The organism is Phenylobacterium sp., from assembly GCF_030646615.1.
Taxonomy (GTDB): domain Bacteria; phylum Pseudomonadota; class Alphaproteobacteria; order Caulobacterales; family Caulobacteraceae; genus Phenylobacterium.
In genome coordinates this window covers 1-23628 of sequence record NZ_JAUSLG010000088.1, presented here as the reverse complement: position 1 = coordinate 23628, position 23628 = coordinate 1, and the positions used below count along the sequence as shown (strand labels likewise).

The 23628-nt window shown below is 68.6% G+C and carries 28 protein-coding genes; 13 read left to right on the top strand and 15 right to left on the bottom strand.

Annotated elements, in window-relative coordinates; translation table 11 throughout:
• Positions 1–6: 6 nt before the first annotated feature.
• From Q7S93_RS15470 to Q7S93_RS15460, 3 genes are read right to left on the bottom strand one after another with little or no spacing between them, the layout of a single operon-like run.
• On the bottom strand, positions 7–789 hold the full coding sequence (locus Q7S93_RS15470) for a metallophosphoesterase family protein (RefSeq protein ID WP_304714839.1): 783 nt from the start codon (positions 787–789) through the stop codon (positions 7–9).
• Complete coding sequence (locus Q7S93_RS15465; RefSeq protein ID WP_304714838.1) at positions 786–1706, bottom strand: diacylglycerol/lipid kinase family protein; 921 nt, start codon at positions 1704–1706, stop codon at positions 786–788. The genes Q7S93_RS15470 and Q7S93_RS15465 overlap by 4 nt, the downstream gene beginning before the upstream one ends.
• Positions 1707–1715: 9 nt before the next feature.
• On the bottom strand, positions 1716–2150 hold the full coding sequence (locus tag Q7S93_RS15460; RefSeq protein ID WP_304714837.1) for a hypothetical protein: 435 nt from the start codon (positions 2148–2150) through the stop codon (positions 1716–1718).
• 160 nt (positions 2151–2310) lie between these two features.
• Between Q7S93_RS15460 and Q7S93_RS15455 the strand changes: the two genes are divergently transcribed.
• The 3 genes from Q7S93_RS15455 to Q7S93_RS15445 all read left to right on the top strand — a co-directional run bounded on the left by Q7S93_RS15455 (position 2311) and on the right by Q7S93_RS15445 (position 4105).
• A complete protein-coding gene (locus tag Q7S93_RS15455) occupies positions 2311–2655 on the top strand; it encodes a YMGG-like glycine zipper-containing protein (RefSeq protein ID WP_304714836.1) in 345 nt (114 codons plus the stop codon).
• Between the two features lie 188 nt (positions 2656–2843).
• On the top strand, positions 2844–3299 hold the full coding sequence (locus tag Q7S93_RS15450) for an OmpA family protein (RefSeq protein ID WP_304714835.1): 456 nt from the start codon (positions 2844–2846) through the stop codon (positions 3297–3299).
• A 551-nt stretch (positions 3300–3850) separates the two neighbouring features.
• Positions 3851–4105 (top strand): hypothetical protein, encoded by a 255-nt coding sequence (locus Q7S93_RS15445; RefSeq protein ID WP_304714834.1) that lies wholly within the window; start codon positions 3851–3853, stop codon positions 4103–4105.
• A 76-nt stretch (positions 4106–4181) separates the two neighbouring features.
• On the opposite strand, the gene Q7S93_RS15440 is transcribed toward Q7S93_RS15445, so the two are convergent.
• On the bottom strand, positions 4182–4355 hold the full coding sequence (locus tag Q7S93_RS15440; RefSeq protein ID WP_304714833.1) for a DUF1328 domain-containing protein: 174 nt from the start codon (positions 4353–4355) through the stop codon (positions 4182–4184).
• A gap of 122 nt (positions 4356–4477) precedes the next feature.
• The gene (phyR, locus tag Q7S93_RS15435) at positions 4478–5278 is read right to left on the bottom strand and encodes an anti-anti sigma factor/receiver protein PhyR (protein WP_304714832.1); all 801 of its coding nucleotides are present in this window, start codon (positions 5276–5278) and stop codon (positions 4478–4480) included.
• Positions 5279–5518: 240 nt separating this feature from the next.
• On the opposite strand from phyR, the gene nepR reads away from it, so the two are divergent.
• Genes nepR through Q7S93_RS15415 form a run of 4 tightly spaced genes read left to right on the top strand, consistent with a single transcriptional unit; the run spans position 5519 to position 8220 of the window.
• Positions 5519–5710: an anti-sigma T factor NepR gene (nepR, locus tag Q7S93_RS15430; protein WP_304714865.1), complete on the top strand. Its 192-nt coding sequence runs from the start codon at positions 5519–5521 to the stop codon at positions 5708–5710.
• Positions 5710–6303 (top strand): sigma-70 family RNA polymerase sigma factor, encoded by a 594-nt coding sequence (locus Q7S93_RS15425; protein ID WP_304714831.1) that lies wholly within the window; start codon positions 5710–5712, stop codon positions 6301–6303. The genes nepR and Q7S93_RS15425 overlap by 1 nt, the downstream gene beginning before the upstream one ends.
• Positions 6304–6322: 19 nt before the next feature.
• On the top strand, positions 6323–8035 hold the full coding sequence (phyK, locus tag Q7S93_RS15420) for a sensor histidine kinase PhyK (protein ID WP_370652180.1): 1713 nt from the start codon (positions 6323–6325) through the stop codon (positions 8033–8035).
• A gap of 47 nt (positions 8036–8082) precedes the next feature.
• Complete coding sequence (locus tag Q7S93_RS15415; RefSeq protein ID WP_304714830.1) at positions 8083–8220, top strand: entericidin A/B family lipoprotein; 138 nt, start codon at positions 8083–8085, stop codon at positions 8218–8220.
• A 92-nt stretch (positions 8221–8312) separates the two neighbouring features.
• On the opposite strand, the gene Q7S93_RS15410 is transcribed toward Q7S93_RS15415, so the two are convergent.
• The 4 genes from Q7S93_RS15410 to Q7S93_RS15395 form a co-directional block, all read right to left on the bottom strand.
• The gene (locus Q7S93_RS15410; protein WP_304714829.1) at positions 8313–9137 is read right to left on the bottom strand and encodes a CheR family methyltransferase; all 825 of its coding nucleotides are present in this window, start codon (positions 9135–9137) and stop codon (positions 8313–8315) included.
• On the bottom strand, positions 9134–9499 hold the full coding sequence (locus Q7S93_RS15405; protein WP_304714828.1) for a response regulator: 366 nt from the start codon (positions 9497–9499) through the stop codon (positions 9134–9136). The genes Q7S93_RS15410 and Q7S93_RS15405 overlap by 4 nt, the downstream gene beginning before the upstream one ends.
• A gap of 105 nt (positions 9500–9604) precedes the next feature.
• On the bottom strand, positions 9605–10291 hold the full coding sequence (chpT, locus tag Q7S93_RS15400; RefSeq protein WP_304714827.1) for a histidine phosphotransferase ChpT: 687 nt from the start codon (positions 10289–10291) through the stop codon (positions 9605–9607).
• A 53-nt stretch (positions 10292–10344) separates the two neighbouring features.
• Entirely contained in the window at positions 10345–10575 is a 231-nt protein-coding gene (locus tag Q7S93_RS15395) for a hypothetical protein (RefSeq protein WP_304714826.1), read from the bottom strand.
• Positions 10576–10920: 345 nt separating this feature from the next.
• On the opposite strand from Q7S93_RS15395, the gene Q7S93_RS15390 reads away from it, so the two are divergent.
• Positions 10921–12111 (top strand): acyl-CoA dehydrogenase, encoded by a 1191-nt coding sequence (locus Q7S93_RS15390; protein ID WP_304714825.1) that lies wholly within the window; start codon positions 10921–10923, stop codon positions 12109–12111.
• Between the two features lie 61 nt (positions 12112–12172).
• Positions 12173–12763, top strand: coding sequence for an exopolysaccharide biosynthesis protein (locus tag Q7S93_RS15385; RefSeq protein ID WP_304714824.1), 591 nt, complete (start codon positions 12173–12175; stop codon positions 12761–12763).
• 12 nt (positions 12764–12775) lie between these two features.
• Here the strand turns inward: Q7S93_RS15385 and Q7S93_RS15380 are convergent, their stop codons facing one another.
• From Q7S93_RS15380 to Q7S93_RS15355, 6 genes are all read right to left on the bottom strand, one after another.
• The gene (locus tag Q7S93_RS15380) at positions 12776–16552 is read right to left on the bottom strand and encodes a cobaltochelatase subunit CobN (RefSeq protein WP_304714823.1); all 3777 of its coding nucleotides are present in this window, start codon (positions 16550–16552) and stop codon (positions 12776–12778) included.
• A complete protein-coding gene (locus Q7S93_RS15375) occupies positions 16549–16923 on the bottom strand; it encodes a DUF2149 domain-containing protein (RefSeq protein WP_304714822.1) in 375 nt (124 codons plus the stop codon). The genes Q7S93_RS15380 and Q7S93_RS15375 overlap by 4 nt, the downstream gene beginning before the upstream one ends.
• Positions 16920–17459: a MotA/TolQ/ExbB proton channel family protein gene (locus Q7S93_RS15370; protein WP_304714821.1), complete on the bottom strand. Its 540-nt coding sequence runs from the start codon at positions 17457–17459 to the stop codon at positions 16920–16922. The genes Q7S93_RS15375 and Q7S93_RS15370 overlap by 4 nt, the downstream gene beginning before the upstream one ends.
• 3 nt (positions 17460–17462) lie before the next feature.
• Complete coding sequence (locus Q7S93_RS15365; protein ID WP_304714820.1) at positions 17463–19490, bottom strand: TonB-dependent receptor; 2028 nt, start codon at positions 19488–19490, stop codon at positions 17463–17465.
• 146 nt (positions 19491–19636) lie between these two features.
• Positions 19637–20776, bottom strand: coding sequence for an iron-containing alcohol dehydrogenase family protein (locus Q7S93_RS15360; protein ID WP_304714819.1), 1140 nt, complete (start codon positions 20774–20776; stop codon positions 19637–19639).
• A 47-nt stretch (positions 20777–20823) separates the two neighbouring features.
• On the bottom strand, positions 20824–21096 hold the full coding sequence (locus Q7S93_RS15355) for a hypothetical protein (protein ID WP_304714818.1): 273 nt from the start codon (positions 21094–21096) through the stop codon (positions 20824–20826).
• Positions 21097–21211: 115 nt separating this feature from the next.
• Between Q7S93_RS15355 and Q7S93_RS19120 the strand changes: the two genes are divergently transcribed.
• From Q7S93_RS19120 to Q7S93_RS15335, 4 genes are read left to right on the top strand one after another with little or no spacing between them, the layout of a single operon-like run.
• A complete protein-coding gene (locus Q7S93_RS19120; protein WP_441339432.1) occupies positions 21212–21319 on the top strand; it encodes a GTP-binding protein in 108 nt (35 codons plus the stop codon).
• Positions 21320–21330: 11 nt separating this feature from the next.
• The gene (locus Q7S93_RS19115) at positions 21331–22431 is read left to right on the top strand and encodes a GTP-binding protein (RefSeq protein ID WP_441339431.1); all 1101 of its coding nucleotides are present in this window, start codon (positions 21331–21333) and stop codon (positions 22429–22431) included.
• Positions 22432–22460: 29 nt separating this feature from the next.
• Positions 22461–22838 carry a MerC domain-containing protein gene (locus Q7S93_RS15340; protein WP_304714816.1) on the top strand — a complete coding sequence of 126 codons (378 nt, stop codon included), beginning with the start codon at positions 22461–22463 and terminating at the stop codon, positions 22836–22838.
• Complete coding sequence (locus tag Q7S93_RS15335) at positions 22822–23469, top strand: DUF3299 domain-containing protein (RefSeq protein ID WP_304714815.1); 648 nt, start codon at positions 22822–22824, stop codon at positions 23467–23469. Before Q7S93_RS15340 ends, Q7S93_RS15335 begins: the two co-directional genes overlap by 17 nt.
• The last annotated feature ends 159 nt before the right edge of the window (positions 23470–23628 follow it).

Genomic DNA, 23628 nt, shown 5'->3' with positions numbered 1-23628 from the left:
ACCCCCCTATCGCCTTCGGTCCACCGACCAGGTCCGGTAGGCCTCGAAGGTCGAGCCGGTCCAGGTCAGGGCCTTGATGCGAATGGCCTCCTCGTCAGCCTCGATCATGTTGAAGCTGGCGGGGACACCCCGCTCGCGCACCGACAGGGTGCCGCAGCCGATGGCGTAGGTCCGTCCGTCGGCGAAGGCGTAGGGCAAGGCGAAGGGGGCGTGCACATGCCCCGACAACACAAGATCCACCCGCGCCTCGCTGAACGCCCGCGCCGCATCCACCCCGCCCCACACCTTGGCCGTCATCGGCCCGCCGATCATCTCCGTCAGGGGATGGTGGACCGCGACGATGCGCAGATGGGTGGGCGACGCCCCGTCCAGGAAGCTCACAGCCTCGCGCACCTGGCTGCGGGCGATCTGGCCCTTGGACCAGTTCATCCGCCACTGGGCGCCCCGGGCCGTATTGATCCCCGCCACGGCCACCTGATCGTCCAGGTGCGCCTGGCTCCAGGCTGGCCCGATGATCCGCTCAAAGCGCGAGAACGGCGCGAAAATCCGTTCGATCCAGGCCAGATAGGGGGCGTCGTGATTGCCGGGCGTGACCAGCCAGGGCCGGGGGAGGCTGTCCATCCACGCCTTGGCCGCCTCAAGCTCGGCGACCTGAGCGAAGCGCGTGATGTCGCCCGTGATCAGGGTGAGGTCGGGCGGATCGGCCTGGAGCATCTCGGTGGCCGCGTCGACGGCGGCCTGGTTCTCATCGCCGAAGTGGACGTCGGAAAGCTGCGCGATACGGATCATGCGGCGTCCGGATTCAGCACGCTGGCGGCCACGTCCTTTTCGGCTCCGGCCGGTTCGTCCGGGGGCGCCAGGATGCGGGCCACATGCGGCACGAAGGCCACCTCGGCCAGGGGGCCCAGCTGAACGCTCTCACCGTCCAGGAGGGCCGGTATCCCTCGGGCCGCCCAGACGCGGGCCTTCAGGCAGAGCCCGAGATCCACAGCCGGATCGTCACGCCAGTCGCCGACCGCCGCATGGAGCCCCAGGCGAAAGGCCTCCATCGCCCCATGCAGGTCCAGGCCCGCAGCTTCCAGGGCCTGCTCGTCGTCGGACAGATGGCGGCTGGCGGTCGGGCACATGAAGATCACCGCCTCGCCCTTCTCCCGCTGCCCGTCGCCGATGACGTAGCGAAGCCGGCCGGAGAAGGCGCGGGACCAGGCGGTCTGCGCGCGCTGAAGGGCCAGCCGCGCCTTGCCTTCGCGCATGGCTTCCCGGGCCGGGGCCCAAAGAGCCGGCGCGCCGAGGATGGCGGCCACCAGGAACAGCTTCCCATCGACCGAGCCGCCGGCCAGGGGGCGCTCCACCCCGTTGTCGAGAATATCGACCAGGGCTTCCTGCCAGGGGCGGGCGCCATAGATGGCGTGGGGCAGCATGTTCATCGTGCCGCCGGCCAGGGGCGCAAACAGCGGGCCGTGCGGCCCACAGAGTTCGGCGGCGCTCCGGGCGGTTCCGTCCCCGGCGACCAAGGCCAGCAGGTCGGGCTTCGCCTCCAGGGCGTTGCGCAGGCAGGCCTCTACGTCGCCGGACGAGGAGGCGCACACCCGGGCGCGCACATTGTAGCGCGACAGGATTTCCTCCGCCTCGGCCGGCGCGTCCTTGGAGACGCTGCCCGAGGCCAGGTTGAGCACCATTTCAATCTTCTGAACGCCCTGGATCACCGGCCGACCCTAGCGATCTTGACCGGACGAGGCCGGCGCGGGAGCCGTCGCGTCAGGCGCTGTCGAGGGGGACGGGGCCGGCTCGGTATTGGCCTGCAGATCACGCCCCGCACCGCTGATGACCGCCCCGGCTTCGTCGGCGGCGGCGCGCAAGGTGGGTTCGGCGCGATCTGCGGCGACGGCCAGGTTCTGATCGACCACCGCGCCGCCTTCGCCAAACGACCCGTGCCAGGCGGCCACGCCCAGGACGACGGCGCCGGCCAGCGCGACCAGGCCGATCATGAGGTTGCGGATGGGGTGGCTGTGACGGCGGCGCTCCTCGCGGCGGCCTTCGACCAGGCCCCGCTCATAGGCCAGCTCCAGGTCCCGCTGATCGACCACAACGGGATCCATCGCTTCGGCCGGAATGCCGTCATGGCGACGTCGTCCAAATCGAGGCCACATTCTGGGCGCTCCATGTTCATCTGCGGCCAAGCTAACGGCGGGGCGCGGGCGCCGGTTCCCCTTCGGGCGCCGGCAATGATCGAGCTGATCCTCAAGGGTCGGGAACCTGACCAAGAGGACCGGCGTTTTGAATTCGGCACAAGCTCAAGGAGAGCCTGAAATGATGAAGTCGCTTATTGCTGTCGCGGGCGCGGGCCTGCTGGCCGCGGCCTGCACCTCGACTGGAACCGTCGAACGGAACGCCGCCGGCGGCGCGGCCCTGGGCGCCTTGGCCGGCGCTGTGATCGGCAACAATGTCGGGTCGGGCAGCGCCTCCACGGGGGCGGCCATCGGCGCTGTCGCGGGCGGCGCGGCCGGCGCCTACAAGGGCTGTCGTGAAGATGGCGGCTGCGGCGCCAATGTGCCCAATCGCCGTCAGTACTATGATGAACGCGCGGGCCGCTATTACTTCTACGACTCCGCTAGCCAGCGCTACTACTGGGAAGATGGTCAGCCCCGCTCCTGATCGGCGCGGTGATCGTCTAACAAAGAGAGCGGCCAGGACTCCTGGCCGCTCTTTTCGTTTATGGCTTTGGCAAATGCGCGGCCGTCGCGACTAGAGCCTGATGCGATCAGACGGAACCGTCTGGGCGGAATCAGGCTCCAACTAGGTCTTGAGCGCGTTTCTTCCGATAACGGTTCTAGGGGATGTAGATGATGATGGATCGGCGAGGATGGGGGCTGCGGGCCGCGGCCCTGGGGGCGCTGTTGGCGTTGGGGGGTTGCCAGACCTGGCTCGACCGCCCCCTGGTGGAAGACACAAGCTGCGCCGATGTGAGCGCCGAGATCTATTTTCAACCCGATTCCGCTGATCTGGGGCCCGACGCCCAGCGGCTGATCAACGCCGCCGCCGAGCAGGCGCAGGGCTGCACCGTGACCCGGGTGGATGTGCTCGGTCTGGCCGACGCCCCCGGAACGGCGAGCGCCAACCTCACCTTGTCTCAGGCCCGCGCCGAGGCCGTGACAGCCGCCCTGGCCGCCGCCCGGCTGCCCGCCGCTCAGTTTCACGTTCAGGCTGCGGGCGATGCTGGCGCCGTCACACAGGACGGACTGACCCGGCCCATGCGCCGCCGGGTCGAAATTGTTCTTCGCCTGGGGACCCCCGGCTAGCTTGTCCGGGCGCCAAAAGGAACGGCGGATCTCATGAGATCCGCCGAGTTGGCATCATCGAGAAAAAGGGGGGTGCGGAGGCGGCAGGCTGGCCTTGGGAGACCAGCCTCAAGTCGGGGGGGGGGCGTCGCCGCCTCCGCACCATATGAACTCGCCGCCCGCATCTCCGTTCCCGGCCCAGGCGCATTTTTCTCAAATTTTCGCGCCCAAATTGGTCAGGCCGACCTCGGCGAAAACAAGCGTCGCCATTGAAGGAACGCCGCCGCACCCCCCGCGTTGATTTGGCGAGGCGAAGCACAGGCTTCGCACCACGGAAAAGGGGCAGGATATGACCAGCCGCCATCAGATCGCGCGCCTGGGCGGGGCTCAGGCGGCCGTTCGGCCGCGCCAGGGCCAATCGACTCATGGTCGTCTTGCGGCGTTGGCTTCCGTTGCGGCCATGGCCAGCGCCATGGCCCTGCTGAGCAGCATGGCCGCCGAAGCTGGCCCACCTTCCGGTTCCCCGGCTCCTGCCACCGCCGGCATCATCAACTTCTAATAGGAGAGCGCTCATGGCTGACTCCCCCCCTGAACCCGAAACCAAGATGGCCGCTACCCCGGCTCGACAAGGCAGGCTGGGCAAGCCGATGCTGCTCGTCCTGGTGGTCTCGACCGCCCTGGCGGGGATTGCGCTGATCAGCGCCTGGCTCTTCCGCGCCGACGACCTGGCCGATGTCGAGCCCCATGCCGGCCGCCAGGCCACCGACGCAGCCACGTTCCAGCAGGATGCGCCTGCGCCGCTTCAGAACCCTCCTCCCGAAAACTGACCTATGGTCTCGCCCATGAGAAAGGGCCGCTGGGGAAACCCGCGGCCCTTTTTTGATAGGTCATCAGAGACGGCGGCTAGACCACCGACTGGCCGCGGACCGCCCGGATCACAAAGCTCGCCACCAGCAGCACCAGGAACAGCACAAAGAGAATCTTGGCGATGGTGGCCGCGACGCCGGCCAGTCCCATGAAGCCGAGATAGCCGGCCGCGAGGGCCAGAACTGCGAATACGATCGCCCAACCGAGCATGGGGTGCCCCTCCAAGGGATTGATCAGGCGGGCTTTCGCCCGTCCCATCCCAACGCCCTGGAAGCGCCGCCGTTCCCTCCGCCCGGTCGCCCAGGCGGAGGTCAGAGGCGGTGTCGCCCGCCTCAGGCGGCGGCCTTGGCCTTGCGACGCGGATGGAAGAACAGCGCCTGGCCGATCGCCGCCTTCACCGTTTCCGGCTGGAAGGGCTTGGTGATCAGGAAGGTGGGCTCCGGGCGCTCGCCGGTCAGGAGGCGCTCGGGGAAGGCGGTGATGAAGATCACCGGCACGTCGAGTTCGGCCAGGATGTCCTTGACCGCGTCGATGCCCGAGGAGCCGTCCGCCAGCTGGATGTCGGCCAGGACCAGCCCCGGCCGGCTACGGCCGACGGCGTCCACCGCCTCGGTGCGGGTGGCGGCGATGTCCACCACCGTGTGGCCGAGCTCCTTGACCAGGGCTTCGATATCGGCGGCGATGACCGGCTCGTCTTCGATGATGAGCACTTCGGTGGCCAGCTCGGCGTCGATCTCAGCCTGGGCCTCAGCGATAAGGCCTTCGACCTCTTCGAACTTGGCGCCCAGAATCTGCGCCGTCTCGCTGGGGGTGAACCCTTCCAGAGCGGTCAACAGGAAGGCCTGGCGTGACCGGGGGGCGATCCGCATCAGGCGTGAATTGGCGTCTTCACCGGCCGCCTCCTCTCCGGTGCGCGATTCGAGCTGCGCGCCGGTGGAGCACCAGATGGTGTGGAACACGTGATACAGGGCCACCCGCGGCGTCAGGTTGGCCTCAAGCACCTTTTCGCCCGCCGCCAGCGCTTCGAGCGCAACGCGGACATAATGGTCGCCCGTGGTTTGATCGCCGGTGAGCGCACGTGCATACCGCCGAACATAGGGCAGATGCGGCGCCAGTCGGGCTAGAAGACTCAATGACCCCTCCCGTAGAGACAAGAACAGACACGCGGCTGCGTCCTGTGCCGCCGCGTTTGATCCAACATCCGCACAAAACGCGGCCGAAGGGAACCGGTTCCGCCCATCGGACGTTTTCATCATCCACAAGGCCGGTTTCGCATCTGGAACCGGTTGGGAACTCGACGGGGGGGCCGATCGTTGAGCGATCAGAATGACAGTATGAAAGGGCGTCCGCCGCAAGAGCCGGACGCCGGGGATATGATCGAACAGCAATCGCAACACCCCGTCTCGGGTTCCGAAGCGAACGCCGCCTTGGACGAGGCCCGCCTGCGCCAGCAGGCGATCGGCGTACGCCTGCGCCAGATGTTTGACGAGGTGGTCAACGAGCCGGTGCCGGATGATTTCCTCGACATCTTGCGTCGCGCCGACAAGTCGGCGGAGCGGGATTGATGATCGACCGCAGTCCGCGAGACCCCGCCCTCGACGAAGCCTTCAAACTCGAGCTGGTCACCCTCATTCCGCATCTGCGGGCCTTCGCCCGTACACTCTGCGGCGACGCCACGGCGGCCGATGATCTGGCGCAGGACGCCATGATGAAGGCGTGGGACGCCCGGTCCAGCTTCCAGATGGGCACCAACATGAAGGCCTGGACCTTCATGATCCTGCGCAACCAGTTCTATTCCGAGAAGCGCCGGTCCTGGCGCCAGACCCAGCTGGATCAGGAAGCCGCCGAGCGGACCCTGGTTGCGGTGGACGATCCCGAGGCGCCCGTCGCCCTGGACGAACTCCGGCTGAGCCTGGGCATGCTGCCGCCCGAGCAGAGGGAGGCCCTGATCCTCGTGGGCGCCGGCGGGTTCGCCTATGAAGAGGCCGCCGAGATCTGCGGCGTGGCGGTCGGCACAGTGAAGAGCCGAGTCAGCCGGGCGCGCAAGGCCCTGCAATCGATACTCGAAGACGGCGCCTATGACCGCGATGGCGGCGCGGCGGGCGACGCGATGCGGTCTATCCTGGCCGACGCCGAGCGACTCAGCACCGTCCGCTGAGCGCCCAGGGGGCGGCGCCGTGAACACTGATCCATGGGCTTCCCTCAGCACCATTCGGGTGCGGCTGATCGCAGCCATGGCTGCGGCGCTGCTGCCCGTCCTGATGCTGGGGGCTGTACAGACCGCCGTCGCCTTCAATCGCGAGGCCGAACTCCTGCGCGAGAGCCTGGGCTCTGCGGCCCAGCGCAGCGCCGCCGACGCCCGCGCGCGGATGGAGTCGGCCGATATCCTGCTCGAGACCCTGGCGCCCGGATCGGTGGGATTTTCCTGCGCCCAACGTCTGGCCGAGGTGACCGGGCGTATCCCCGGTTATGACAATCTGATCCGTTTCGATCGCAACGGCCGGGTGGCCTGTGCGTCCGGAACCGTGCCGAGCGATCCTGGCCGCGGCGCGCGGCCCTGGTTCGAACAGCTACGCACCGCAGACGACATGATCATCACCCGCGACCCGGGCGTGAGCTATTCCGACCAGCCCGCCCTGGTGGCCGCCGTGCCCGCGCGCACAGCCGCCGGGGAGTTCGACGGCGCCCTGGCCGCCGTCATCGCGCTGTCCAGCCTTCAGCCCGGCAGCGCCGCCTCGGCCCTGCCCGAGGGCGCCGAGGTCGCCCTGGTGGACAATGCCGGCCGCTATCTCAGCATGACCGACGCCGCCGCCTTCGCGCCCCCTCCGGACGACTGGCTGAGGCGCACCCGGGCGAGCGGATCCTATGTCTGGTACGCCCCGGCCGGGGGCGAGCGACGGGTCCACATCGCCGCGCCCCTGGTGGGCGAGAGCCTGTACGTCATGCTGTCGGCCCGGTCCCCAGGCCTGTTCTCGTGGGCGCGGCTGAATCCCCTGACCGGGCTTGTCCTGCCGCTAGTGACCTTCGCCGTCGTGCTGGTCACCGTCTATATCGCCGCCGATCGGGTGGTGGTGAGGTGGCTGATCTATCTGCAGCGGATCGCCGCCCTCTATGCCCGTGGCCGGCTGACCGTCCGTCCGGCGCGGGCTGAGGACATGCCGGCCGAGATTCGGGACCTCGCCGAAACGCTGGAGGACATGGCCGACGCCATCGTCGGGCGCGACGCCTCCCTGCGGGAATCGCTGGCCCAGAAGGACACGCTGCTGCGCGAGATCCTCCACCGGGTGAAGAACAACCTCCAGGTCATTTCCAGCCTGCTGAGCATGCAGCAGAGGGCCCTCTCCGATCCCGGAGCCCGCGCGGCGATGTCCGACACCCGCCAGCGGATCTCAGCCCTGGCCCTGGTCTACCGCGCCCTCTACCAGGGGCCCGACCTCAAGCGGGTCGATCTTCGCCCCTTCCTGGAAGAACTCACCGCCCAGCTGGTGGCCGGCGAGTCCATGCGCGGCCCCACGGTCCGCACTGAGCTCCACGCCGACACCCTGATGATCGACCCGGATCGCCTGGCGCCCCTGGCCCTGTTCGCCGTCGAGGCGATCACCAACGCCCAGAAGCACGCCTTTGCAGAGCGGGGTGGGCTGCTCAGTGTCGATTTCCGAACGGCCGACGGCGAGGCGGTGCTGGAAATCGCCGACGATGGGGTGGCCACAGACCAGGCCCTGGCCGGGACTGGCGTCGGCCGCACCCTGATGACCGCCTTCGCCCGGCAGCTGCGGGGCCACGCCGAAGTGTTGAGGAACGCCGCCGGAGGGGTCACCGTGCGGCTTGTCTTCCCGACTCCCCCGACCGATGCTTTCGAAGCGCCGGAGCGGAACCATGCCGCAGCTTGAACGTTGGATCACCGACGCAGACAAGCCTCACAATGGAGCCCCCCAAGATGCGCAAGATTTTCCTTCTCGCCGCCCTGACCGCCAGCCTCGGCCTGACCGCCTGCAACACCATCTCCGGCGCCGGTCAGGATGTGGGCGCGGCGGGCGACGCTGTGACCCGCACCGCTGAAGACGCCAAGAACTAAGAAAACACCTTCGCGCGAGGCTGTGCCTCTGCGCCAGGTTTCAGACCAGAAGCCCCGCCCGGCAAACGCCGCGGCGGGGTTTCTTTTGGGGATCAGGCTGCGACCCGAGCGTTCGCTGAGGTCTGGAAGACTCCGGCGTGCGCCCCGGCCTTAAGGCCCTGGGCGTCGAGCACCTGGGCCTCGTTGGCGTCCACGATCAGATAGCCGCCGGGGCTCAGCGCCGCCGTCAGGTTCTCGATCACCCGCTGCTGAGCCGGTTCGATCATCGCCTCAAGCACGTGGCGACAGAAGATCACGTCGAAGCCCCGCACCCGCGACAGGTCGCCGATCAGGTTCAGACGGCGCCAGCGGATGGCCTGGCGGATACGGGGCGAGATCACCCAGGCGTCGTCGATCTTGTCGAAGTGCCGGATCAGACTGCGGATCGGCAGGCCCCGCTGCACCTCGAACTGGGTGTAGAGGCCGCTCTGGGCCTTTTCCAGGGCGCGCTCCGACAGGTCGGAGCCGAAGATCTCAAACTGGGCCCCAGGATGCTCGCCGGCCATCTCGTCCACCAGCATGGCCAGGGAGTGCACCTCCTGGCCGGTGGCGCAGGCTGCGCTCCATATACGGATGGGCTGGTCGGCGCGCAGTCGGGACAGCGCCGGCGCCAGCTCATCGCGGAAGAGGTTGAAGGGCGTCTGATCGCGGAAGAAGCTGGTGTCGCCCGCCGCCATGGCCTCCACGATGGCCCAGATCAGCCGGTCTTCCCGGCGCGTCCGCAGACCAGAGATCAGGTCGGCGATGCTCTCGAAACCTTCGCGGCGCGCCACGGGGCCCAGCCGGGTCTCCAGCAGATAGTCCTTCGCTGGGTCCACCCTCTGGCCTGAACGGGCGGCGCAGAGCTGGGCGACGAGATCACGATCCTCCGGCCTCATACCAGGCCTGCCTGGGCGAACTTGGCCGCCATGATCTCGCTGTCGAAGGGCTTCATGATGTATTCGTCCGCCCCGCTGTCGAGCGCTTCGCGGATAGCGGCGACCTCGTTCTCGACCGTGCAGAAGACCACCTTCGGCGCCCCGCCGCCGGGCTCCATCCGCAGGCCGCGCAGGAATTCCAGCCCGTTCATGACCGGCATGTTCCAGTCGAGCAGGACCACGTCGGGCATGGCGGTGCGGCACCAGGCCAAGGCCTCGGCGCCATCTGCGGCCTCGGCTATGTCGAAGCCGAGATCCTCCAGGATCCTGCGGGCGACCTTCCGGATCACCCGACTGTCATCGACGATGAGGCAAGTCCTCAACGGAACACTCCCAACTTGAGAGCCAAGTTGTCGCGCCCTGCTGGTTAAGGAGCCGTATGGTTTTGGGAGAACGCCCCGGCGGAGCGCCCGATTTGGGGGGCGGGCTCAGCCGGCGGGCAGGGTCGCGGCGAAGGTGACCTTTTCATCGTCGGCCTCGGCGAACACCCGGCCAGAGGCCTCGGCCACGAAGAGGTGGACATAATAGGCCTGCACCCAGTGACCATGCATCATGCCGTCGGGCAGCTTCTCGCCCGCCAGGCCCGCGGCGATGTCAGGACGCAGGCGCGCCTTGGGACCGACCGCCTCCACAGCGATCACAGTGCCCCCGCCGTCGTGAACCGCCTGCAGGCGGGCCTTGCCCCCCAGGGGCAGCGCCGCGCCGGCCAGTTGGGCGAGGTTCAGGGCTGTGCGGGCGGCGGCCTTGTCGAGGGTCGGCGCCTCGACGGCCCATTCCAGCTCGGCCCGCTGATACCGGAAAATGCCCTGGGCCAGGGCTTCCAGGTCCCGGGGATCGAAGGTTTCGGCTGAGGCCGAGGCGCCGAACGCCACGCGGGTGAAGGCCAGCATCTCAGCCAGCTTTCGCCCCGAAGCCGCGATCAGGCCCAGGGCGTCTTCGCGCATATCCTGGGCGTCGGGGTCTTCCAGCAGATCGAGGCCGGAAACGATGGCGCTGACGGGGCTGATGAAGTCGTGGCACATCCGCGCCGCCAGATAGGCGGCGATCTGCGCCGCGCCCGGTGAAGCCTCTAAGGCGACCGGTTCGGGATCGAGGGGTATGAGGGCGTCTGTCATCGCCTGGTGAGACTGGCGTGATTTGGCCTGGGCTGAACAGGAAAAGCGGCGGCTCAGATCGCCTTTTCGAACGCCCAGGGCTCAGACGGCGGCGCCAGCCGGGCCGGCGTCGCATAGGCGTCGCCGCGGACCTCCAGACTGAACTGCTCGGCCCGGCCGTGAGGCCCCAGCTGAACCGCCAGATATCCGGTGAAACCGGCGAAAAAGGCGAAAATCGCCACCCAGAGGACGACCCCCAGGGAAGCCTGAGGCAGAGCGGCGGCCGGGGCGTGAGCGGGATCCATGGAGTCTGAAACCCAGATCAAGGCCCCAGGTTGCGTGGCGGTCTCATTTTCGATACCGCGCCTTCTTGCGAATTATTCTCATTGCGCGATGGCGACGCATCTCCTAAGAATTATTCGCAACTGGAGAGTCCGCATGCCCCTGCGGACCTCCTGGATCGCCCCCCTTGGCGTTTCCTCCCCGCCAAGCCTTCGCCCCGCCCGGCTCCCCGCCTGGGCGGGGCCTTTTTTTGGGTTCGGGTCGTCAAGGGCGGACCTGCCCGCACGCAAACCCGACTGTAAAACCCATGGAATTGGGTTCATAACCCAGGCTCAGATTTCAGACGTCGCAGATCAAGGAGGCCCGCCATGGCGCTCGATTCCGGTGAGACCCCAAAGACCTTCCGCTGGGAGGATCCGCTGGATCTCGTCTCGCGGCTTTCAGAAGACGAGCGGATGATCTGGGAGGCGGCCAGGGCCTATGCGCGGGACAAACTCCTGCCGCGGGTGGTCTCGGCCTATGCCGAGGAACGCTTCGATCGCGATATCATGAGCGAGATGGGCGCCCTGGGCTTCCTGGGGGCCACCATCCCCGAAGAATACGGCGGCGCCGGCGTCAACCACGTGGCCTATGGCCTGATCGCCCGGGAGATCGAGGCGGTGGATTCCGGCTATCGCTCGGCCATGAGCGTGCAGTCGTCGCTGGTCATGTATCCGATCTTCGCCTTCGGCTCCGAGGCCCAGAAACAGAAGTACCTGCCCGGCATGGCGCGGGGCGAGATCATCGGCTGCTTTGGCCTGACCGAGGCCGATGGCGGCTCCGATCCAGCCTCCATGCGCACGGTGGCCAAGAAGGTCGATGGCGGCTTCGTGCTGAACGGCGCCAAGATGTGGATCACCAACAGCCCGATCAGCGATGTGGCCCTGGTCTGGGCCAAGCTCGACGGGGTGATCCGCGGCTTCCTGGTGGACCGCGGCTCCGAGGGCCTGACCACGCCCAAGATCAACAACAAGCTCTCCCTGCGCGCCTCGGTCACCGGGGAGATCGCGCTCTCCGACGTCTTCGTGCCCGAGGACCACATGCTGCCCGGCGTCACCGGCCTGCGCGGGCCCTTCTCCTGCCTGAACAAGGCCCGCTACGGCATCGCCTGGGGCGCCATGGGGGCGGCGGAATTCTGCCTGCACGCCAGCCGCGACTATGTGTCGAGCCGCCAGGTGTTCGGCAAGCCGCTCGCCGCCCGCCAGCTGGTCCAGAAGAAGCTGGCCGACATGCAGACCGAGATCGCGCTCGGCTTCGAAGGCGCCCTGGCGCTGGGCCGGCTGATCGACCAGGGCGCCTGGGTGCCCGAGGCCATCAGCCTGATGAAGCGCAACAACTGCGGCAAGGCCCTGGCCATCGCCCGGGAGGCCCGCGACATCCACGGGGGCAACGGCATCAGCGGCGAGTACCACGTGATGCGCCACGCGGCGAACCTCGAGACCGTCAACACCTATGAAGGCGCCCACGATGTCCACGCCCTGATCCTGGGCCGCGCCATCACCGGCGAGAACGCTTTCTAGGGCGCCGCCGCGGCGCCAATGGCGGCCCGGGGCGTTTATGGGCCACGCCCCCGGAGCCGCCATGCCTGACAGTCCACGCAGCCTCGACGATGTCATCCTCTGTGTCTGCGACACCGCGGCGGCTTCGGATGGCAAGGTCAGTCTGGAAGAGGTGCGCGACGCCATCGGCGGGCGCGCCTATGGGCCTTTACTGTTCATGGCCGGCCTGATCACCATGACGCCGGTCAGCGCCGTGCCCGGCGTGCCGACCCTGCTGGCCTTCACCGTCGTCCTGATCGCCGGCCAGATGCTGGTGGGGTGCGAAACCGTGTGGCTGCCGCGCTGGCTGCTCCGACTCAAGGTCAAGAGCGCCAGCCTCGAAAAGGGCGCCCGCAGCGCCCGCCGGCCCGCCCAGTTCCTCGATCGCCTGATCCGGCCGCGCATCGCGGTCATGACCGAGGGCGCGGGACGCAAGGGCGTCGCCCTGGTGTGCATCCTGGTCGGGGTTCTGACCCCGCCCCTGGAGCTCATCCCGTTTTCCACCGCCATTCCGGCGGCGACCATCACGGTATTCGGACTGGGGCTGACGGCCCGTGACGGGGTGGTCGTCCTGGCCGCCCTGAGCGTGGGCCTGACCGCCATCGGCCTGGTGGCCTGGGCGGTGCTGGCCTAACCCTCCGCCGCCTCACCAGCGCGGCCGCCAGATGAGCCCCCCGGCCAGCATCATGGCAAGCGCCCCCAGGAGCGGCCAGTAGGCCAGGATTGGCGGGGCGACCGGCCGGACCTGACCTGTCGTCATTCGCACCTCCTCCATAAGCACCCCCTGGAGCGGCGGCGCAGGCGGCGTTGGCCGGGCGGCTGACGATCCGGACGGTGCGGCCGGGGTGGGATCGCGATCGCCCGGGGCGGCGCCGGCCGCCGCATCGCGCGCCGTGCCTGGCGAGGGGGACGATATCCGCTGACGAAGCTCGGCGAGGGTGGCCGCATCGGCCTGCCAGTGACCGCGATCGGCGGCTTCCAGCAGGGTCTCGATCAGCTTGCGGCCCGCCGCCGGATTCTCGCGGGCGAAGTACTCGGCCAGTCCCAGATTGTAGCGGTCGCGCACATAGACGTCGCGAACCGCCTCCCACTCCTGGTCCGTGACGAGGTCAGGGGTGGTCACGTCCCAAAGCAGCAGGTGCTCGGTGAAGCCGGCCAGGTAGCGCGCGCCGTTGTAGCCGTCGGCCTGCATGCCGGCGATCCAGTTGGGATTGAGATAGCGGCTGCGCATCTCCCGCCCCAGGGCCTGGGCGATGGGCTCCACGCGCGCCTGCTCGGGGGAGGCGAGCTGGCTGATATAGGTTTCAATCCGCCGGCCAGACTGATGGCGAACCGCCATGTTGAGGCCTCCCAGGTAGGCGGCCGGCATGGGGGTGTCGAGGAGGCCGAAGACGTTGGAGCTGCGGCTGAAGACCGCCGCGTCCACCGTGTCCAGATTCTCCGCGAAGGCCTGGCCGTCGGCGGCGCCGCCGTCGGCCTCGTCCCCATAGGCGTGCGCCAGGCGCCGGGCATAGAGGTCGGCCAGGGCCTGGTCGGTCCAGCGGGGCTCCTGGTCGATCGCGAACTCGGTCGCCGGCGAATAGGCGCCGGGCGCGGTGGAGAAGATGCGGCGCAGGGCGCGGGCCTGGGCCACCTCCACCGGCACGCCGTCCGCGACGAGGCGCCGGGTCGTCTCGGCGGCGTTGCGGCGGACCATGTTGTCCGGTTCATCGGCGGCGGCGGCCAGCGCCACGGCCTTGTGCATCAATGCGAGCTTGTCGCCGAAATGGTCCCGGTAGGTGCCGGAGGTGGTGACCAGCACGTCGATGCGGCCCCGCCCCAGGGCGCCGGGGGCCTCCAGCTCCACATCGATGACCTGGCCCTTGCCGTTCCAGACTGGGCGCGTCCCCAGAAGCCGAAGGATCTGGGACTCCAGCACGCCCTCATTCTGCACGGTCTCGCCTGACCACAGGACGAAGGCGGCCTTGCGCGGCGGCGCGCCGTGCGTCTCGGCATAGGCCTGCACCATCTCGTCGGCCAGCCGGCTGCCGATCGCCCAGGCCTGCGGCGTCGGCAGGCCGCGGGGATCGAGGGTGTAGGGGTTGCGCCCGCCTGGCAGGGCGTCGGGGTTGCGGATCGCATCGGCGTTCGGGCCGGGATCCACATACCCCCCCGACAGCGCGGCCATGACAGCGTCCATCTCGCGGCCGGCCAGGGCGATGCGGTCCAGATAGGTCTTCACCTGGGCTGCGGTGTCTGCGGCCGGGTCGACGGCCTCGCCCCGCGCCAACGCCCGGACTTGATCAAGGCTCGGGGCGTCCGGCGCATCAGCGGCCATGGCGTGCGCCATCCGCGCCGCGGTCTCAAGCTCCGGGGCCTCGCCCAGGACGTGGCCCCCCTGGGTGATAGGCGCCCGGTCGATCTCATCCAGATGACGCTTCAGGGCCTCCGCCAGGGCCGACCAGGGCGCACGCGCCGGATCGAGGGCCAGGACCCGGTCCACGCCGAGGCCCGCAGCCTTCGCCCTGACCTCGGCCTGAAGATCTGGATCGCTGTCCGCCGCCGCGAGATCGGATTTCAACTGGGCGAGGTCCGGCGCCAGACCCGCCTGGGCCAGTTCCGGCATGAAGCCGATCAGCACCGCATTGGCGCGGCGCTTGTTGGCCACCCCGCCATTGGCCTGCAGAGGCGTCGGTTGGATATGCGGCATGGCGCCGATCAGCAGACCGATCCAGTCGGTGCTGGACGGCCCCTCCTGTTTGCCGGGCATGAGGCTGAGCTGGGTGAAGAGCGGCAGAAAGGCGTCAGCCCGCCAGACCTTCTGGGCCCACATATAGAAGGCGACGTACTGGTGATGCGGCGTCAGGGCGCCTTCGCTCGCCAGGCCGCGGGCTTCCTGCATGCCCCAGATGGGATGCGGCGCCAGGGCCACCTTGCCAAAGCGCAGGAGCGGAAAGGCGATGACCCGTCGACCGTCCGCATCCGTCGTCACCATGACGTCGCCGGGCGGCGGCCCCCACTGGGCCTCCACAGCCTGTCGGGCCTCGGCGGGCATCGTGGCCCACCAGGCGAGGTAATCGGTCTCGGGTATCGAGGCCATGAGCCCCGCCCGGGCGCGGGTCTCCAGCGCCGCAGCCGTGGGGGAATTGGAGCCATAGGCCGCCATCAGCCGCGAAAGCTCGGCCTTGTCCGGCAGCGGCGCGTCGCCCACATCATAGCCTTCGGCCTTCAGGCGGTTGAGCAGGGCGATCAGCGTGCCCTGCGCATCGAGATAGCTGTCGGGATCGGAGCCCACGTCAGCCTCGCTGCGCCCTTCGCTGAAATAGGGGATGAGGATGTGCTTCTCGCGGTTCTCAAGGCGCGACAGCCGCGCCCAGGCCATGGCCCGGGCGGTCCGCCAGCGGATCTGGTGATCGATCGGCTCGATCACAGCGGTCCCATCGGCGCCGATGGTCCGCGCGCCCACCATCATGGGCTCCACCAGGCCCTGCAGCTCGCTCATCGCCAATTGGCCCGAGCGCCCGGGGGCGAACCCGCCATGGGCGCGCTCCCACTCCTGGGGCGTGCGGCTATAGTCGTTGGTGCAGTTGAGCAGGGGCGCATTCAGGGCCTGGGCGGCGCGGACGCCGGCGGCGTGGTCCTGGTAGTCGATCCAGTTGGAGCAGAGGATGATGGCGTCCACCCCGGCCGAACCCGGCGGCGCCAGGACCTGCAGGGACTCCGCGCTGTCCTTGCGCCACAGGGGCAGGGGTAGACCGCCCTGGCGCTCGACCTCGGCGATCAGGGCGTCGATGACCCTGGCGTTCTCCCCCAGGACCAGGCTGCGATAGAAGACCACGCCGATGCGCGGCCGGGCTGCGGCGTCGGCAAGCCGCCCGCTGGCCCAGGCCTCATAGGCGGCGAGGTCGGAGAAGGGCCCTTCGGCCTGCGGATGGTAGAAGGCGGTCTCGGGATAGATGATGGGCGCCGCGGCGGCGACCTGCGCCCCAAGCACCCGGGCCATCAGATAGTCGAGGAGCCGGGCATAGTTCTCCGTCGTGGCATTGGTCCAATAGGCCTGGAGGTCCGGCAGGCTGGCCGGTGGCACATTGCCCTGGATCCAGCGCTCCCCATTGACCACCAGCACCTTGGTCTCGCCCTTGGCGGCCTCGATGATCTGGGCGAACTGGGCGAGCTGCGGCCCGACCCCTTCGATCAGCACGAGGTCATATGACGAGAGGTCGGCCTCGCCCACGCTGGGAATGAGGCCGCCGCCCAGGCCGAACAGATCGACCTCCACCTGCTCGGCTCGGGCCTGCGCCGCCGCCAGGGCAAGGTTGGGGGACTGGGCCAGTTCGATGGAGACGATGGCGATGCGCGGGCGGGGCGCGCCGTCGGCCGCCTCAGCGCCGCTGGAGAAAAGTCCGAGGACCAGGGCGCAGGCGAAGACCAGCCACGCCCTCATGGCGCGTCCGGCTCGCTGGCTTCGTCCCCATGCTCGTCCTCAGGCACATAGATCACCCGGCCGTCGGCCAGTTCATAGGCTATGCCCAGACGATCCCCGTCGCCCGATAACTGCTGGTCGGTGACCCGCTGGACCTTGATGTCGCGGCCCTCCTTCTGGACCACTTCCAACGCGCCATCGGCCGCGCGGTGGGTCAGGGTCCAGCTGGCGGACTCGTCGAACAGGTTCCGGGCGCCGAACACCGAGAACAGGGCGACGCTGAGGGCGACGATGAAGGCCAGGCTGACATCGAAGAGGTTGGCCACGCCAGACAGGGGGTCCTCCTCCCAGGCCGGCTGCTCCTTCTGGCGCATGAAACGCAGGCGGCTCATGCGGGCGTCTCCACGGTCCGCAGCGCCCGTTCGGCATGCAGCCGGACGGCGTCCAGGTCGCTGCGCACCCAGGCTTCCCGCACCAGCGAGAGCATGTAGGCCGCGACGCCGACGGCGATGCCGACGACGGTGCTGGAGAAGGCGATGACCATATTGTTGGCCAGGCTCGGGAGGTCCCCATTGGCCAGGCCGCTGAGCGCCGCCGACATCGGGATCAGCGTCGCCATCAGGCCCAGCGAGGGGCCGACGCGGACGGCGAAACGGATGCTGTTCAGCATTCGGCTGGCTTCGGCCTCGGCGCGCTGGACGAGGCTCTCCAGGACGATGTCCAGATCCTGCGGCGCGCTCCCCCGGGCCTGGTCGATCGCCGCGGTGAAGCGGGCCCGCGCCGGCGCGACGCCCCGCGCCCGCTGGACGCCGCTGCGAATGAGGAGACCCGCCTGGATGACGATCCAGGCCGCCGTCGCCAGGAGGAGGAGCGAGACCGGGCCAAACAGCAGGTCGCTGACGCCGGTGAGGACGGTCTTCTGCCACATGGCCTAGAAGCTCCTCTGGTAGCGGACATAGGCCGCCCGGCCCGGCATCGGATAGTCCGCCTTCTCGAAATAGTCCTCGTCGAAGAGGTTGGAGACCTCGAAGCGGAGCGCATCCTTCGGCGTCACGTCCCAGCGCAGGCTGGCGTCCACGACCGTGAAGGTGGGGTACTCAAACAGCCCCCCCTGCCCGCCGGTGAAGATGCGGCCCGAGCTGTTGTCGGTGTCCCAACGCTCACCATTGTAGCGCGCGGTCAGGGTGAGGGAGAGGTTGTCCCCATTGGTCGCCGTGGCCGAGACGAAGCCCTTCCAATCGGCCACGTTGCGGATCGGCGTGGCGACGCCAGCGACCCGTTCCTCGGCGTCGAAGATCCGCGTCAGGCTGGCCTTCACCGTGAGGCGGCCGGCCTCGTAGCCCGCCGCCGCGCCGGCGTCGGCCCAGAATTGCGCCTCCAGGCCGCGCATCTTGGCCTCGTCGGCGTTGACATAGGTGGTCTCGCGCAGCGTCGGCGTGTTGGTGCGGATCACCGTGGTGATGCGGTCCTCGGTCTTGGAATCGAAATAGGCCACATCGGCCGTCAAGAGCGGGGACGCGTAGCCCACCCCGATGTCGTAGGTGACGTTGGATTCGGGCTCGAGGTCCGGATTGCCATAGACGAGGCGTCGCTGCGCGCCGGCGATCTCCTCGCTGACCCCGGCGATCTGGTTGCCCTGCGGCGGCGCAAAGCCGGTCCCCGCCGTCCCGTGGATCCGCCAGGCTTGGTTGAGCTTGAACACGAACCCGCCCCGTGGGCTGAACACCTCGAATTCGCTCTCGCCCGGGGTGAAGCTCGTCAGCAGCGGCGTCGAGAGCGTTTCGGCGGTGATCCAGTCCTGGCGGCCGCCGATATTGACGATCAGCCGGTCCTCGAACGCCCGCAGGACGCCTTCGGCGAAGATCGCGCGCGTCTCCCGCCGCTCATTGGGGCTGAAGGGCGCGCGGGGAACTTCCCCGGCTAGATAGGAGAAGCGCTCCATCTCGACCGTCTGCCAGTCGGCGCCATAGGTCAGGGTGAAGGCCGGCGAGAAGGTCCAGGCGTCCTGCAGGAGAAGGCCGCGATAGTCCGACTCGGTGCGGCTGGATCGATAGCGCGCGCCGGTCGCGGGGATGGTGATGTACTCGTAGAGATCGGACGAGCCATAGAGGGTGGCGCTCACCTGGTGCGGGCCCAGGTCAAGCTCGGCCCGCAGGTCGCCGCCGAAGCGCTCCAGCTCCGTGCCGTTGGCGGTGGGCGGATCAAAGGAGAAGGCGCCCGAGGCGTTGTTGCGGAGCTTGGCCCCGTCCACCGAGGCGTCGATGCGCAGGCGCTCGCTGACGTCAGCCCCCAGCCGCAGCCGCCCCGACAGGCGCTCGGAGTCGCTGTTGGGACGCACCGTCCCGCCGCCGATCTCGAAGTCGCCGGCCTGGTTCACATAGCCAAGGCCCAGGTCGAAGTCCGTCTGATCGGTCAGGGATCCGCCGGCGCTCCCCTCGGCGCGGAACGTCTCGAAGGAGCCGTAGCCGACGCCGACCCGGCCCTGGATCGGCCCCGTGGAGCGCCGGGTGATGATGTTCACCACACCGCCGATCGCCGAGGCGCCATAGAGCGACGAGGCCGGTCCCTTCAGCACCTCGATCCGCTCGATGCTTTCCGGCGCGATCGTGGTGAAGCTTGTGGAGCCCGAGGGCCGGCCATCCACGAGGGTCAGGGTCCGCGGGTTGATGCTGAACTCGAAGTCGGGGCGGAAACCGCGAAGACCGACGCCGGCCAGGCCATTGGGATACTGAATGACATCGACGCCGGAGGTCTTCTTCAGCATGTCGGCGAAGGTGACCGCCACCGTATTTTCAAGCTGCCGGGCGCTCACCACCTCGACGACCGAGGGCACGTCCTGGGCCGCCTGGGCGCGGCGGTTCGCCGTCACGACCAGCTCATCGACACTCGTGGCCGATTGCGCCCAGACCGCCGATGGCGCCGCGATCGCCAGCAAGGCCGGCCAGAAAACAAGCTTCATTTCAATCCCCCAAGACTAAGGCGTCGGGGAATTGGAACATTATAACATAACATACAAGGGTATTGTTATGTTATAACAATGTTCGCCCGCGGATGCGCATGGGCGCGGTCAGGTCGAGGTGGAGCCGCAGGCGCCTGGCGCACCCCCTAGAGGGCGGCCTGGTAAAGGGCTTCGAAATCGGGCCTCCCGATGGGCCGCGGGTTTGACAGGTTCACCCCGTCGGCGGCGGCGTCCTCGGACAGTTGAGGGATCATGTCGGCGGTCCCGCCCAGGTCGGTGATGGAGCGGGCGATGCCGATATCGGCCCGCAGGGCCTCGACCGCCCCAATCGCCGCCTCGGCCGTCGGCGAGGCCCCCAGGACGGCGGCCACCTGGGCATACTTGTCGGCGCTGACCGACAGGTTGAATCCCATGACATGGGGCAACATGGTCGCCAGGGTCTGGCCGTGGGCGGCGTTCAGGCGCGCCGACAGAGCGTGTCCCGTGCCGTGGGCCGCCCCCAGGCCGGCGACGTTGAAGGCGATCGCCGCCATGGAAGAGGCCAGCATCATCTGCGCCCGGCCCTCCAGATTCGCGCCATCGGCCACCACCTCGCGCAGGTGGGCCGCGACCATCTCGATGGCCTTCAGCGCCACGGCGTCGGAATAGGGCGTGGCCCGCAGGGAGGTGAAGGCCTCCAGGGCGTGGGTCAGCACGTCAAAGCCGCAGGTGGCGGTGGGATAGGCCGGCAGGCCGAGGGTCAGTTCCGGGTCCAGCACGGCGAAGGCCGGCACGATGCTGGGGTGCATCACATAGGTCTTCCGACCGAGCGCCGTATTGGTGATGACGCAGGCCGAGTTGGTCTCCGAACCCGTGCCCGCCGTGGTCGCCACCGCGATGACGGGCAGGCCCGGCGTCTTGGGACCAGGCTTTTGCAGATCGGCCAGCTCTCCCGGATTGGTGGCCAGCAGGGCGATGGCCTTGCCGCAATCCATGGACGACCCGCCGCCCAGGGCCAGGACCGCCGCATGGGGCAGGCCGGCCAGCCGCGCCGCCCCGGCGGTGACATTGCGATCGGTGGGATTGGCCTCGACCCCATCGAACACCTCGACCGTGATCCCGGCGGCGCGGAGCGCGGCCAGGGCTTCGTCGGCGGCGCCGCTCGCCATCAATCCCTTGTCGGTGACCACCAGCACGCTCTGGCGCCCCAGCGCCTGGACCTGCGCCGCCAACTTGCGGGCCGAGCCTGCGCCGAAGATCAGGGTCGGGAGGGGGCGGATCTGGAAGGTCTGGGCGGCAAGCGACATGGGCGTTTCCTTGGGTTCTTCTTTATGGGGGTGGTGTTCAGGCGCGGTCAGGCGTCGGGCCGCTCACGGGGCCGCGCGCGGATCCAGGCGGCATGGCGCTCCAAGGCTTCGGCGGCGCGGTTGGGATGAGCCAGGCGCAGTGCGATCTCTCCAAGGGCCAGCGCCAGGGCGTCGGCCACCGCGTCGGCCGGCGCCCACTCGGCCTCCGCCGCCTGCAACGCCTTGTCCAGATGGGCGCGAACCCGGGCGATATCTTCAGCATGCACCTGAGCGACCAGGCTTTGGGCGGCGCAGGGGTCGAGCCGGGATTGAGCGGACATGGGGACACTCCTTATCACCCCCAACATATGAAATGTTATAACATCACGCAAACCGCCTTGACGCGCACGCGCCACACCTAGATGTTATAAGATAACATTTATGAGGGTTCCGCACATGGATCGCCGTCTCCCCGTCACTGTCCTGTCAGGCTTCCTCGGCGCCGGCAAGACCAGCTTGCTCAATCACGTTCTGCGCAACCGTGAGGCCTGCGCGTCGCGGTGATCGTCAACGACATGAGCGAGGTGAATATCGACGCCGCCCTGGTTCGCGATGGCGGCGCTGAGCTGTCCCGGACGGACGAACGCCTGGTGGAGATGAGCAACGGCTGCATCTGCTGCACCCTGCGGGAGGATCTGCTCGCCGAAGTGCGCCGCCTGGCCGCCGAGGGACGGTTCGACTATCTGCTCATCGAGTCCACCGGCATATCCGAACCCATGCCCGTGGCCGCCACCTTCGACTTCATCGAGGAAAATGGCGCTTCCCTGCGGGACGTGACCCGTCTGGACACCATGGTCACCGTGGTGGACGCCCTCAACTTCCACAAGGACTATGCCAGCTACGACAGGCTCGCCGATCGCGGCGAAACCCTTGGGGAGGAGGACGCCCGCAGCATCGTCGATCTGCTCGTCGACCAGGTGGAGTTCGCCGACGTCATCGTGCTGAGCAAGACCGACCTGGTGAGCGAAACGGTGGTCGGGGAGGTCGAGGCGGTATGCCGGGCGCTCAATCCGCTGGCCCGCATGGTCCGCGCCGTAAAGGGCGCCCTGCCCCTGAAGGAAATTCTCGCCACCGGCCTCTTCGACATGGCGCGGGCGTCGTCGGCGCCGGGCTGGCGCCAGGCCATGGAGTTCGGCGCCCCCTCCGAGAGCGAGGAATACGGCGTCTCCACCTTCGTCTACCGCGCCCGCCGCCCCTTCCATCCCGAGCGACTGAAGGCCCTGTTTGAACAGGAGTGGCCCGGGGTCTGGCGCTCCAAGGGCTTCCTCTGGCTGGCCACCCGCATGTCCAAGGCTGGAGCCTGGAGCCAGGCCGGGGCGGCGATGACCTTTGAGTGGGGCGGCTATTGGTGGGCCGCCATTCCGCCGGAACGGCGCCCGACAGACGAGGAGAGCCGGCAGGCCATCTCCCAGCATTGGCGCGCGCCCTATGGCGACCGGCGCCAGGAACTGGTCCTGATTGGCAAGGACATGGACGAGGCGGCCCTGACCGCCCTGTTCGACGCCGCGCTCCTGACACCTGAAGAAACCCGCCGCGGCCCGGCGTGGTGGCGGCGGCTGCCCGATCCTTTCCCCGAGTGGGGTGCGGCGCCAACCCCTGAAGTCGCGCTCGCCTGAGCTGCGGCCATCCCTTAACGAGTAGCCTCATGAAGCTTTCCACCGCCCGCCTGCTGGATGGTTCGGCGATCGGCCTGTCTGGCCTCTGCCTCATCCACTGCCTTGTTCTCCCGGTGGCCGCCGCCTTCGCCCCCCTGCTCGGCCTGTGGGGTGAGGCCGAATGGGTCCACCTGGCCTTTGTGGTCCTGGCAGCGCCCCTCTCGGTCGGCGCCCTGCTGCTGACGCAGCCGCGGCGCCTGGGGCCGATCAGCCTTGCCGCCGCCGGGCTTGCGCTGCTGGTGGTCGGACTGCTCTATCACGAGGCGGAGACCTTTCTGACGGTCGCCGGCGGGCTCGCCCTGGCAAGCGCTCACCTCATGAACTGGAAGGGCCGGGCCTCTCGCCATCATCATGCCCATTCGACCTGAGCCTGGGATCGCCCTGGCGCTGCTCGCGCTTGCGGCCTGTGGGCCGCCGCCTGAGGCGCCCGAGACTCCCGAGACCCCTCAGCCGCAGGCGGCGGTGATCGCTCCGCCGGAGGCGCCGGCCGCGCCGCCAGGCGACGACACAGGCGACGACATGTGGGCCGAGTTCGAGTCCGGGCAGGACCCCGCGGCCCAGGAGCTGGCCGGCGAGCGCGCCCTCCAGCTCACCCTGCCCACGGCCGATGGGCCGCAGTGGGAGAAACTCCGGCAGACCCGGGTGTGGGTGGACGAAGAGAGCCAGCTCTTCCAGGCCAGCCACCCGGCCGCCGTGCGTGAACTGGCCGGCAAGCCATTCAAGATCCTGGGATTCATGCTGCCCTTGGAGATGGCCGAACAGACCCGACGATTCCTGATCTCGCCCTACACGCCGGTCTGCTTCTATCACCCGCCGGCCGAGCCCAATGAGGTCATAGAGGTCTGGCTCAAGCGCCCGATCCGCGCCGGCTACCACCTGATCGAGGTGCAAGGGGTGCTGGCCCTGGCCAATGACGGCGAGATGGGCCTCTTCTTCCAGATCCACGACGGCCAGGCCCGGATCGTCCAGGCGGTGGATGAGGGCGCTGAGGGCTTATAGGTCCGTCGGCAGGCGCGCGCGGCCATGGCCTTGACGCCGAAACGCCCGCCGGGGGGTTTAGGTCCTGGCGGGCGTTATGGGATGTATGGGTGCGGGGACAGGATTTGAACCTGTGACCTTCAGGTTATGAGCCTGACGAGCTACCGGGCTGCTCCACCC

Bases quoted from the DNA above. Each gene is read 5' to 3' on its own strand.
- Q7S93_RS15375 (WP_304714822.1), bottom strand. From the start codon at position 16,923: ATGAGCCGCCTGCGTTTCATGCGCCAGAAGGAGCAGCCGGCCTGGGAG.
- Q7S93_RS15440 (WP_304714833.1), bottom strand. From the start codon at position 4,355: ATGCTCGGTTGGGCGATCGTATTCGCAGTTCTGGCCCTCGCGGCCGGC.
- Q7S93_RS15470 (WP_304714839.1), bottom strand. From the start codon at position 789: ATGATCCGTATCGCGCAGCTTTCCGACGTCCACTTCGGCGATGAGAAC.
- Q7S93_RS15450 (WP_304714835.1), top strand. From the start codon at position 2,844: ATGATGATGGATCGGCGAGGATGGGGGCTGCGGGCCGCGGCCCTGGGG.
- Q7S93_RS15425 (WP_304714831.1), top strand. From the start codon at position 5,710: ATGATCGACCGCAGTCCGCGAGACCCCGCCCTCGACGAAGCCTTCAAA.
- Q7S93_RS15385 (WP_304714824.1), top strand. From the start codon at position 12,173: ATGCCTGACAGTCCACGCAGCCTCGACGATGTCATCCTCTGTGTCTGC.
- chpT (WP_304714827.1), bottom strand. From the start codon at position 10,291: ATGACAGACGCCCTCATACCCCTCGATCCCGAACCGGTCGCCTTAGAG.
- Q7S93_RS19120 (WP_441339432.1), top strand. From the start codon at position 21,212: ATGGATCGCCGTCTCCCCGTCACTGTCCTGTCAGGCTTCCTCGGCGCC.
- Q7S93_RS15445 (WP_304714834.1), top strand. From the start codon at position 3,851: ATGGCTGACTCCCCCCCTGAACCCGAAACCAAGATGGCCGCTACCCCG.
- Q7S93_RS15355 (WP_304714818.1), bottom strand. From the start codon at position 21,096: ATGTCCGCTCAATCCCGGCTCGACCCCTGCGCCGCCCAAAGCCTGGTC.
- Q7S93_RS15395 (WP_304714826.1), bottom strand. From the start codon at position 10,575: ATGGATCCCGCTCACGCCCCGGCCGCCGCTCTGCCTCAGGCTTCCCTG.
- Q7S93_RS15335 (WP_304714815.1), top strand. From the start codon at position 22,822: ATGCCCATTCGACCTGAGCCTGGGATCGCCCTGGCGCTGCTCGCGCTT.
- nepR (WP_304714865.1), top strand. From the start codon at position 5,519: ATGATCGAACAGCAATCGCAACACCCCGTCTCGGGTTCCGAAGCGAAC.
- Q7S93_RS19115 (WP_441339431.1), top strand. From the start codon at position 21,331: ATGAGCGAGGTGAATATCGACGCCGCCCTGGTTCGCGATGGCGGCGCT.
- Q7S93_RS15460 (WP_304714837.1), bottom strand. From the start codon at position 2,150: ATGTGGCCTCGATTTGGACGACGTCGCCATGACGGCATTCCGGCCGAA.
- Q7S93_RS15455 (WP_304714836.1), top strand. From the start codon at position 2,311: ATGATGAAGTCGCTTATTGCTGTCGCGGGCGCGGGCCTGCTGGCCGCG.
- Q7S93_RS15365 (WP_304714820.1), bottom strand. From the start codon at position 19,490: ATGAAGCTTGTTTTCTGGCCGGCCTTGCTGGCGATCGCGGCGCCATCG.
- Q7S93_RS15410 (WP_304714829.1), bottom strand. From the start codon at position 9,137: ATGAGGCCGGAGGATCGTGATCTCGTCGCCCAGCTCTGCGCCGCCCGT.
- Q7S93_RS15390 (WP_304714825.1), top strand. From the start codon at position 10,921: ATGGCGCTCGATTCCGGTGAGACCCCAAAGACCTTCCGCTGGGAGGAT.
- Q7S93_RS15415 (WP_304714830.1), top strand. From the start codon at position 8,083: ATGCGCAAGATTTTCCTTCTCGCCGCCCTGACCGCCAGCCTCGGCCTG.
- Q7S93_RS15370 (WP_304714821.1), bottom strand. From the start codon at position 17,459: ATGTGGCAGAAGACCGTCCTCACCGGCGTCAGCGACCTGCTGTTTGGC.
- Q7S93_RS15380 (WP_304714823.1), bottom strand. From the start codon at position 16,552: ATGAGGGCGTGGCTGGTCTTCGCCTGCGCCCTGGTCCTCGGACTTTTC.
- Q7S93_RS15360 (WP_304714819.1), bottom strand. From the start codon at position 20,776: ATGTCGCTTGCCGCCCAGACCTTCCAGATCCGCCCCCTCCCGACCCTG.
- Q7S93_RS15340 (WP_304714816.1), top strand. From the start codon at position 22,461: ATGAAGCTTTCCACCGCCCGCCTGCTGGATGGTTCGGCGATCGGCCTG.